The organism is Streptomyces yangpuensis (genome assembly GCF_001005295.1).
GTDB classification, from domain to species: Bacteria; Actinomycetota; Actinomycetes; order Streptomycetales; family Streptomycetaceae; genus Streptomyces; species Streptomyces yangpuensis.
The window spans coordinates 557,831-567,328 of the sequence record NZ_LBMK01000004.1; the positions used below are offsets into that span (position 1 = coordinate 557,831).

Annotated in this window: 9 protein-coding genes; 7 read left to right on the forward strand and 2 right to left on the reverse strand. The window is 71.9% G+C overall.

The window, feature by feature from the left end:
- Positions 1-218 precede the first annotated feature (218 nt).
- The 4 genes from AAT21_RS23930 (at position 219) to AAT21_RS23945 (ending at position 3,825) form a co-directional block, all read left to right on the forward strand.
- A complete protein-coding gene (locus tag AAT21_RS23930) occupies positions 219-401 on the forward strand; it encodes a Trm112 family protein (RefSeq protein ID WP_046778971.1) in 183 nt (60 codons plus the stop codon).
- Positions 402-495: 94 nt separating this feature from the next.
- Positions 496-1,629, forward strand: a complete 1,134-nt coding sequence (locus AAT21_RS23935) for an SIS domain-containing protein (protein ID WP_046778972.1) — start codon at positions 496-498, stop codon at positions 1,627-1,629.
- 39 nt (positions 1,630-1,668) lie between these two features.
- Positions 1,669-2,829, forward strand: a complete 1,161-nt coding sequence (gene manA, locus AAT21_RS23940) for a mannose-6-phosphate isomerase, class I (protein ID WP_046778973.1) — start codon at positions 1,669-1,671, stop codon at positions 2,827-2,829.
- Between the two features lie 72 nt (positions 2,830-2,901).
- Entirely contained in the window at positions 2,902-3,825 is a 924-nt protein-coding gene (locus AAT21_RS23945; protein ID WP_046778974.1) for a cation diffusion facilitator family transporter, read from the forward strand.
- Between the two features lie 87 nt (positions 3,826-3,912).
- Here AAT21_RS23945 and lepB read toward each other — a convergent pair whose 3' ends face one another.
- Positions 3,913-4,599, reverse strand: a complete 687-nt coding sequence (gene lepB / locus AAT21_RS23950) for a signal peptidase I (protein WP_046778975.1) — start codon at positions 4,597-4,599, stop codon at positions 3,913-3,915.
- 316 nt (positions 4,600-4,915) lie between these two features.
- Here lepB and ahcY point away from each other — a divergent pair, with 316 nt between their 5' ends.
- Positions 4,916-6,352, forward strand: coding sequence for an adenosylhomocysteinase (ahcY, locus tag AAT21_RS23955; protein ID WP_046778976.1), 1,437 nt, complete (start codon positions 4,916-4,918; stop codon positions 6,350-6,352).
- Between the two features lie 98 nt (positions 6,353-6,450).
- Positions 6,451-7,071, forward strand: a complete 621-nt coding sequence (locus AAT21_RS23960) for a hypothetical protein (protein WP_046778977.1) — start codon at positions 6,451-6,453, stop codon at positions 7,069-7,071.
- Positions 7,072-7,095: 24 nt separating this feature from the next.
- On the opposite strand, the gene AAT21_RS23965 is transcribed toward AAT21_RS23960, so the two are convergent.
- The gene (locus AAT21_RS23965) at positions 7,096-8,052 is read right to left on the reverse strand and encodes an RDD family protein (protein WP_046778978.1); all 957 of its coding nucleotides are present in this window, start codon (positions 8,050-8,052) and stop codon (positions 7,096-7,098) included.
- Positions 8,053-8,161: 109 nt separating this feature from the next.
- On the opposite strand from AAT21_RS23965, the gene AAT21_RS23970 reads away from it, so the two are divergent.
- Complete coding sequence (locus AAT21_RS23970; protein ID WP_046778979.1) at positions 8,162-9,169, forward strand: stage II sporulation protein M; 1,008 nt, start codon at positions 8,162-8,164, stop codon at positions 9,167-9,169.
- The last annotated feature ends 329 nt before the right edge of the window (positions 9,170-9,498 follow it).

Genomic DNA, 9,498 nt, shown 5'->3' on the forward strand with positions numbered 1-9,498 from the left:
GCCAGGGGGCACCTCCCGGCGGTAGCCGGGGGAGTTTGAGGCGCGGGTCCGGGCAGAGCCCGGTACCCGGCGAAGCCGGGGTTCCCCTCAGCCGGGCCCAGCGGTCCCAGCGCCCCGGCGGAGCCGGGATTCACCCCGGCCCGCCCCAGGCCGCACCGGCGGAGCCCCAGCGGTACGCTGACCACGCCCCACCCGCATCCCCGAAGGGAACCCACCCCATGCCGCTCGAAGCCGGCCTCCTGCAGATCCTCGCCTGCCCCGCCTGCCACGCGCCCCTCGAGGACAAGTCGGCCGACGAGACCCCCGAGCTGCTCTGCACCGGTGAGGACTGCGCTCTGGCCTACCCGGTCCGCGACGGCATCCCGGTCCTCCTCGTGGACGAGGCCCGCCGCCCCGCCTGACCCACCCCACCCGCACCGCACCACCCGCACCACACCACCCCGCACCACGCGCAGACGCAGACAGGTTCCCGTCACCCAACAGCCGGAGGCCGCCATGCTCGACGAGTCGCTCCTCGACGCACCGGACGATCTCGCCCGCGTCGACCGACGGGGCCTGCTCCGCGGTGCGGCCGAGGCCGGGGCCAGAGTCCGTACCGCGGTGCGGCACGCGAGCGAGGCGGGCATCGCCAACCTGCGCCCCGACGGCCGGCCGCGCGCCGTCCTGATCGCCGGGCCCGGCACCGCCGCCACCGGCGTAGCCGACCTGCTCGGCGCCCTCGCGGGCGCCTCCGCGCCCGTGATCCGGCTCGACCCCACCGGGGTCGCCCACGCCGCCGGGGCGCTGCGCTGGTCCCTGCCCGGCTGGGCCGGCTCGGTCGACCTGCTGCTCGTGGCCACCACCGACGGCACCGAGCCCGGGCTCGCCCTGCTCGCCGAGCAGGCCTACCGGCGCGGCTGCACCGTCGTCGCCGTGGCGCCCGAGCGGTCACCGCTGAGCGAGGCGGTGGACGGCGCGCACGGGCTCCTCGTACCGATGGCGAAGGCCCCGTACCAGGAGTTCGACGAGTCCGCCGCCGCGGGCCCGGGCGCCCTGTGGGCCCTGCTGACGCCGCTGCTGCTGCTCCTCGACAAGGTCGGCCTGATCACCGCGGCCCCCGACACCCTCCAGCTCGTCGCCGACCGGCTCGACCGGACGGCCGAACGCTGCGGGCCCGCCATCGCCACCTACTCCAACCCGGCCAAGACCCTCGCCGCCGAGCTGGCGGACTCGCTGCCGCTCATCTGGAGCGAGGGCACCGGCGCCGGCCCCGCCGGCCGCCGCTTCGCCGCCACCCTCGCCGAGCTCGCCGGCCGCCCCGCCCTGGCCGCCGCGCTCCCCGAGGCACTGCCCGCCCACGGCGTCCTGCTCGCCGGTGACTTCGCCGCCGGCGCCGACCCCGACGACTTCTTCCGCGACCGGGTCGAAGAGCCCCAGGCCCTGCGCGCCCGCGTCGTCCTGCTCCGCGACCGGCCGGCCGGCGGTCTCAGCGCCGCCCCCGCAGCACGCGAACTCGCCCTCAGCCACGACACGGCGATCAGCGAGCTCGAACCGGAGGAAGGCGCCGAGCTGGAGCAGCTCGCCGAACTGCTCGCCGTCACGGATTTCGCCACCGCCTACCTGGCGTTGGCGTCCGGGGGACAGGGCTGAAGCTCGCGCACGCACCCGGATCTATCCAGGAAGACGACGATGGACCGCCTCACCAACACGATCCGCCCCTACGCCTGGGGATCCACCACGGCCCTGCCCGCGCTCCTCGGTGTCGAAGCCACCGGTGAACCCCAGGCCGAGCTGTGGATGGGAGCCCACCCGGGCGCCCCTTCCCGCGTCGACCGCGGCGCCGGCGAGAGGTCGCTCGCGGAGGTCATCGCCGCCGACCCCGAGGGGGAGCTCGGCGCCGCCACCGTGGCCAAGTTCGGTCCCGGGCTGCCCTTCCTCTTCAAGATCCTCGCCGCCGGCGCCCCGCTCTCCCTCCAGGTCCACCCCGACCTGGCCCAGGCGAAGGCCGGGTTCGAGGACGAGGAGCGGCGCGGGATCCCGATCGACGCGGGCCACCGCAACTACAAGGACCCCAACCACAAGCCCGAGATGATCTGCGCGATCACGACGTTCGACGGGCTGTGCGGCTTCCGCTCCCCGCAGGCGTCCGCGGACCTCTTCGAAGGGCTGGGCGTGGGCTCCCTGAAGCCGTACGCCGACCTGCTGCGCGCCCACCCCGAGGAGGCCGCGCTCCGCGAGGTGCTGACTGCCGTACTGACCGCAGACCGCGAGCAGATGGCCCGTACGGTTGCCGAGACCGCTGCCGCCGCCGCACACCTGGGCGGCGAGTACGCCACGTACGCGGCCCTGGCCCACGAGTACCCGGGGGACCCCGGCGTGCTCGCGGCCATGCTGCTCAACCACGTCCGACTCCAGCCCGGCGAGGCGCTGTTCCTCGGCGCGGGCGTCCCGCACGCCTACTTCGACGGCCTCGGCGTCGAGCTGCTGGCCAACTCGGACAACGTGCTGCGCGCCGGCCTCACCCCCAAGCACGTGGACGTCCCCGAGCTGCTGAAGATCGTGCGGTTCGAGCCGAGCGACCCGGCCGTCATGCGGCCCGAGGGCGACGGCGGCGAGGAGGTCTACGAGGCCCCCATCGACGAGTTCCGGCTCTCCCGTTTCCTTCTCGCGCCCGGCGGCGCCCCCCACGTCCTCCCGGACGGCGCCCCGCAGATCCTGCTCTGCACGGCAGGCTCCGCGCAGGCCGGCGAACTGGCGCTCACGCCCGGCGGATCGGCCTTCGTACCCGCGGGCGAAAAGGTCGAACTATCAGGAAGCGGTACGGTCTTCCGGGCCACCGTGGTGGTCTGACGCGGCCTCCGGCCCAGGGGCTGCAACAATGTGCGGCCGTAGTCACTGGCCCAGGAAGGACACCCTGCACCCATGAGCGCGTCGGGCGGTACCAAGGCGATCGTGGCGGCACTCGCCGCCAACCTCGCCATCGCTGTAGCCAAATTCGTGGCGTTCCTCTTCAGCGGCTCCTCGTCGATGCTCGCGGAAAGCGTCCACTCGGTGGCCGACTCCGGGAACCAGGGCCTGCTCCTCCTCGGAGGCAAGAAGGCCCAGCGGGAGGCGACCCCGCAGCACCCCTTCGGGTACGGGCGCGAGCGTTACATCTACGCCTTCCTCGTCTCCATCGTGCTCTTCACCGTCGGTGGCATGTTCGCCATCTACGAGGGCTACGAGAAGATCCACGACCCGCACCCGATCGAGGCCTGGTACTGGCCCGTCGGCGTCCTGGTCTTCGCGATCATCGCCGAGTCCTTCTCCTTCCGCACCGCGATCAAGGAGTCGAACGAGATCCGCGGCACGCTGTCGTGGACCCAGTTCGTGAAGCGGGCCAAGGCCCCCGAACTGCCCGTGGTGCTGCTGGAGGACCTCGGCGCGCTCGTCGGCCTGGTCCTGGCGCTCGGCGGTGTCGGCCTCGCCCTGCTGACCGGCAACGGCGTCTGGGACGGCATCGGCACCCTGTGCATCGGCGTCCTGCTCATCGCCATCGCGATCGTCCTGGCCGCGGAGACCAAGTCCCTGCTGCTCGGTGAGGCCGCCGGCGTCGAAGAGGTCGAGAAGATCAAGGCCGCGGCCGTCGACGGGACCGTCGTCACCCGCGTCATCCACATGCGCACCCTGCACCTCGGCCCCGAGGAGCTGCTGGTCGCCGCGAAGATCGCTGTCGAGGGCAACGACACCGCGACCCAGGTGGCCGACGCGATCAACGCCGCCGAGGCCCGCATCCGCGAGGCTGTTCCGATCGCCCGCGTGATCTACCTGGAGCCGGACATCTACCGCCCCGAGGCCGCCAAGTAGTCCCGCACGCCGCGTAGCGCACACACGTACACGCCGAAGGCCCCCGCGAGCAGCGGGGGCCTTCGGCGTACGCGCGGGGACCGGTGACTACGGAGCGTCCACCCGTGTGGCGCCCCAGACGGGCCCGTGCACCTCGACCGGCCTGCGCCGCCGCGCCACGAGCGAGGCGATCCCCAGCCCGAGCGACAGGGGCAGGAGGCAGGCCCCGGCGGACATGAGCAGGCCGAGGACCACCATCAGCGGGGACTCCTCGTGCATTCCGGAATCGACCCCGGTCACCGCGGCCAGCGGCAGGGTCCCCTGGTGGTGTTCCGGGTGGAACCGCGAGTCCTCGGAGTTGCCGCGGTTGTCGCCCAGCACGAACACCCGGCCGTGCGGCACCGAGACGGCGAAGCTCACCCCGCCGGCCCCGGCATCGCCGTCGCGCACGTACGGCTCGTCGAGCGGCTTCCCGTTGAGGGTCAGCGTCCGGTCGCCCGTCGCGTAGGCGATGTGGTCGCCGCCCAGCGCCACGACCCGTCCGACGAACGGGCCGTCGTACCCCCACTCGGCCGGGTCGTAGGTGACCACGTCGCCGTGCCGGACCTCACCGCGGTCCTTCTCCATCACGAGCACGCTCTCGACGGGGATCGAGGGCAGCATGTTCTCGCCGAAGGTCTTCACCGGGACGAACCGGGCGAACATGTACGCCAGCGGACCGGCGATCAGCGTGACGCCGAGCACCGACAGGGCTATCGCCCAGATCCCCCGACGTCGTCCAGGCCTGCGTGCCATGAATTCCCCACCCTCCCACCAGTACGAACGGCTGGAAGATTACGGTCTGGCCGAAAAGGCGCAGCGAGCGGGGGCGCGCGGCCGGACGGGCCCCGGCATCCGGGCCCGCCCAGTTCTCCCTTCGACTGGGGCCGCCGCCGCCGATCGGTGTAGATTCGTGGGCAGTGTCAGGCGTCGCTGCTGATGGCGGGTCGGGCGGTCCCTGCGACCGGCCGAGGGGAGAGAGGACCCCCGACGGACTGTGCTCGGTGTCCCGTCCCCAGGACGGCGCACGGACCAGCCGTACCCACCTCTCGAACCATGAGGAGCAGCACCCATGGACTTCAAGGTCGCAGACCTCTCCCTGGCCGCCTTCGGCCGCAAGGAGATCACCCTCGCCGAGCACGAGATGCCGGGCCTGATGTCGATCCGCCGCGAATACGCGGAGGCCCAGCCCCTCGCCGGCGCCCGCATCACCGGCTCCCTGCACATGACCGTGCAGACGGCCGTGCTCATCGAGACCCTCGTCGCCCTCGGCGCCGACGTCCGCTGGGCCTCCTGCAACATCTTCTCCACCCAGGACCACGCTGCCGCCGCCATCGCGGTGGGCCCGAACGGCACCCCGGAGAACCCGCAGGGCGTCCCCGTCTTCGCCTGGAAGGGCGAGACGCTGGAAGAGTACTGGTGGTGCACCGAGCAGGCGCTGACCTGGCCGAACACCCCCACCGGCGGCCCGAACATGATCCTCGACGACGGTGGTGACGCCACCCTCCTCGTCCACAAGGGCGTCGAGTTCGAGAAGGCCGGCGAGGCCCCGGACCCGTCCACCGCGGACTCCGAGGAGTACGCCCACATCCTCACGCTGCTCAATCGCACCCTCGGCGAGAACCCGCAGAAGTGGACCCAGCTCGCGTCCGAGATCCGCGGCGTGACGGAGGAGACCACCACCGGTGTCCACCGTCTCTACGAAATGATGTCCGAGGGCACCCTGCTGTTCCCGGCGATCAACGTGAACGACGCCGTCACCAAGTCGAAGTTCGACAACAAGTACGGCTGCCGCCACTCCCTCATCGACGGCATCAACCGCGCCACCGACGTCCTCATCGGCGGCAAGGTCGCGGTCGTCTTCGGCTACGGCGACGTCGGCAAGGGCTGCGCCGAGTCGCTCCGCGGCCAGGGCGCGCGCGTCATCGTCACCGAGATCGACCCCATCTGCGCCCTGCAGGCGGCGATGGACGGCTACCAGGTCGCCACGCTGGACGACGTCGTCGAGACCGCCGACATCTTCATCACCACGACCGGCAACAAGGACATCATCATGGCCGCCGACATGGCCAAGATGAAGCACCAGGCCATCGTGGGCAACATCGGCCACTTCGACAACGAGATCGACATGGCCGGCCTGGCCAAGGTCGAGGGCATCGTCAAGGACGAGGTCAAGCCGCAGGTCCACACCTGGACCTTCCCCGACGGCAAGGTCCTGATCGTGCTGTCCGAGGGCCGCCTGCTCAACCTCGGCAACGCGACCGGTCACCCGTCCTTCGTCATGTCGAACTCCTTCGCGGACCAGACCCTCGCCCAGATCGAGCTCTTCACCAAGCCGGAGGAGTACCCGACCGACGTCTACGTGCTGCCCAAGCACCTCGACGAGAAGGTCGCCCGCCTGCACCTCGACGCCCTCGGCGTCAAGCTCACCACCCTCCGCCCGGAGCAGGCCGCCTACATCGGCGTCAAGGTCGAGGGCCCGTACAAGCCGGACCACTACCGCTACTGATCACCGGCTGATCAACCGCGGACGGACCTGAAGCAGGCCCCCGGCACCCGTGCCGGGGGCCTGCCCCGTATCCCCCGATCCGAAGAAGTGTGCGCACCATGCCCCGCGGCCGATACTCGCTCCACGACCCGCACGACCACGCCCCCCTCGCCGAGGAGCACTTCCACTGCGCCCCCGGCCCCTCCGGCTGGCGCTACGTCTCCCAGCTGACCACCCCGGACGGCGACCACCGCGGCTCCGTCGACCTGGCGATCGACGAACTCGGCCGCCCCATCCGCCTGGAGGTGAACGCCGCGAGCTGGCAGGTCCGCGGAGCCGCCCTCGACGGCGTCACCTGGGTCCGCACCGACCCCACCGGCACCGAGGCCACCGAGGGCAACATCGCCGCCCCCGGCTTCACCGGCACCTCCCCGGCCTTCCTGATCGCCACGACGCGCCTGCTGCGCCTCACCCCCGGCGCGCCCGCGACCCGCGTCCGTCTGCTCGCCCTGACCGACCCGGTGCTGGCCCCGCGTACGGTCGACCAGGCCTGGGCCCTGGTGGCCCGCCAGGAACACGCCACGGACAGCGGCCCGCTCCTGGTGGACGAGTACCGGGTCACCGCCCTGGACACGGGAGAGGTCCACACGGTCCACATCGCCGGCGACGTGGTCCTCTCGGCCCCCGGCATCGAACTGGAACACCTGGAGACCCCGCCCTCGGCCTTCGAGGAGCAGTGACCCCCCCGCCCCGCCCCGCCCCGCTCAGGCGGGCGGAGCGAACCCACCGGCGCGCGGAGCCTCCACGGGAGCCGCCGGGGCCGCGGGCGCGGGAGCGACATGGGGGGCGTACGGGGCGTACGGGGCGGGCTGCGCGTGCTGCGCGGGCGCCGTGGTCGGCACCGGCCCGAAACCGGACGGGACCGCAGGGGCCGAAGCGACCGGAGGGACGGGCGAGGCGGCGCCGGCGGCCGCCGCGTGGAAGGCCCGGGCGGCATCGCGCGACTGACGCTCGTGGACCACGGCCATCAGGAAGGCCGCGGCCGGCACTCCCGCCGGCGGCGGTGCCCCCGTACGCGCCACGAGATCGTCCGCGAGCCGCGCCGCCATCGCCGCACCCACCTGCGGATCCAGCTGGTTCATGCGCGTCAGGTACTGGCGGATCGCCAGCCACAGCCCGTCCGGTACGGCCGACAGGTCCAGCTGGGTGAACCGTCCGGCCAGCCACGGCGGCGGCGCCGGCACCGGCATCACCCGCGCACCCGGCACCCGCTCCCGGACCACCAGGGTCCCCGCGAAGACGTCCCCGAGCCGCCGCCCGCGCGCCGACACCAGCGAGGCGATGGCCGCCACCGTCCCGAAGGTCAGCAGCAGCTCCACCACCCCGAGGGCCCCGCGCACCAGCGCGTGCCGGAACCGGATCGGCCCGCCGTCGTCGCGCACCACCCGCAGCCCGCAGGCGAGCTTGCCCAGCGAGCGCCCGTGGGAGAGGGTCTCCACCGCGATCGGGATGCCGACCAGCAGCAACAGGAAGCTCGCCACGGCGATGGCGGCCTGCGCCGCCGGATCCAGCGAGGCGGTCGCGAAGGTCAGACCGACCCCGATGAGCCCGTACGCGGTGACGTAGACCACCAGGTCCAGCAGGATCGCCAGCGCCCGGCTCGGCAGCCTCGCCGGCCGCAGCCCCAGGACGACCGCGTCCCCCGTCACCAGATCGCTCACCGCAGCACCTCTCATGTGACCTGCCCCGCCCCTACTGCATCAAGTCTGCCAAGCTGACCACACTAGGAATAGGCAGCGGCCAGGGGACCTGGGCAGGGGAGCGCACCGGATGGATCTCGACGTCTTCGTCACGGCACACCGCGCGGAATGGGACCGCCTGGAACAGCTCCTGGGCCGCGGCCGCAAGCTGACGGGCGAGGAGGCCGACGAACTCGTCGCGCTCTACCAGCGCACCTCGACCCATCTCTCCCTCATCCAGTCCAGCGCACCGGACCCCATGCTCACCGGGCGGCTCACCCAGCTGGTCGCGCGCGCCCGCGCCACGGTCACGGGCACCCGCCGCGCCGGCTGGCGCGACGCCGTCCTCTTCTTCACCGTGGGCTTCCCGGCCGCGGTCTACCGCAGCCGCCGCTGGTGGATACCGACGGCCCTGCTCTCCACGGCGCTCGGCGTGCTCATCGGCTGGTGGATAGCCACGCACCCGGAGGTCCAGGGCGCCATCGCCGCCCCGGAGCAGCTGAAGGAGCTCACGAAACCAGGCGGCGAGTACGAGACGTACTACTCCAGCAACCCCGCGGGCTCCTTCGCCGCCCAGGTCTGGACGAACAACGCCCAGGCGGCCGCGATCTGCCTGGTCCTGGGGGTCTTCCTGGGGATCCCGGTGCTGTGGATCCTCTTCCTGAACATGGCCAACCTCGGGGTCGGCCTCGGCCTGATGGCATCCGCCGGCCGGCTCGACGTCTTCCTGGGCCTGATCCTCCCGCACGGCCTGCTCGAACTGACGGCCGTCTTCGTGGCCGCGGGTACCGGCCTGCGCCTGGGCTGGACGGTCATCGACCCCGGCCCCCGCACCCGTCGCACGGCCCTCGCCGAACAGGGCCGGGCCGCCCTCGGCATGGCCATCGGCCTCGCGGTGGTCCTCTTCGTCTCCGGCCTGATCGAAGGCTTCGTCACCCCCTCGGGCCTCCCCACCTGGGCGCGCATCACCATCGGCGTGGCCGCCGAGGCCGTCTTCCTGCTCTACGTCTTCATCCTGGGAGGCAGGGCCGCCCGCGCCGGCGAACTCGGCGACGTGGAAGCCGCCGACCGGACCGCAACGCTCCCGACCGCGGCCTGATGTGCGTACAAGCCTGCTGAGCTGCTAGTCTCCTCGTCGTCCCGCAAACGCCGTTGACACGGAACGAGCGGGGAGGTAGATTCGAACGGTTGCCTCGAACTGGACAAGTTCGGCAGCGATGGTTTAAAGTCTCTCTCACCCCACATGGACGTCAAGATCCAATCGGGGTACATCCGACTCCTCATTTCAGGAATTCGAAGCCGGGAAATCCGGTGGAAAACTTCTGATAGAGTCGGAACCGCCGAAAAGGGAAACGCGAAAGCGAAAACCTGGAAAGCGCCGAGGAAATCGGACACGAAAGAGTCTGATAGAGTCGGAAACGCAAGACA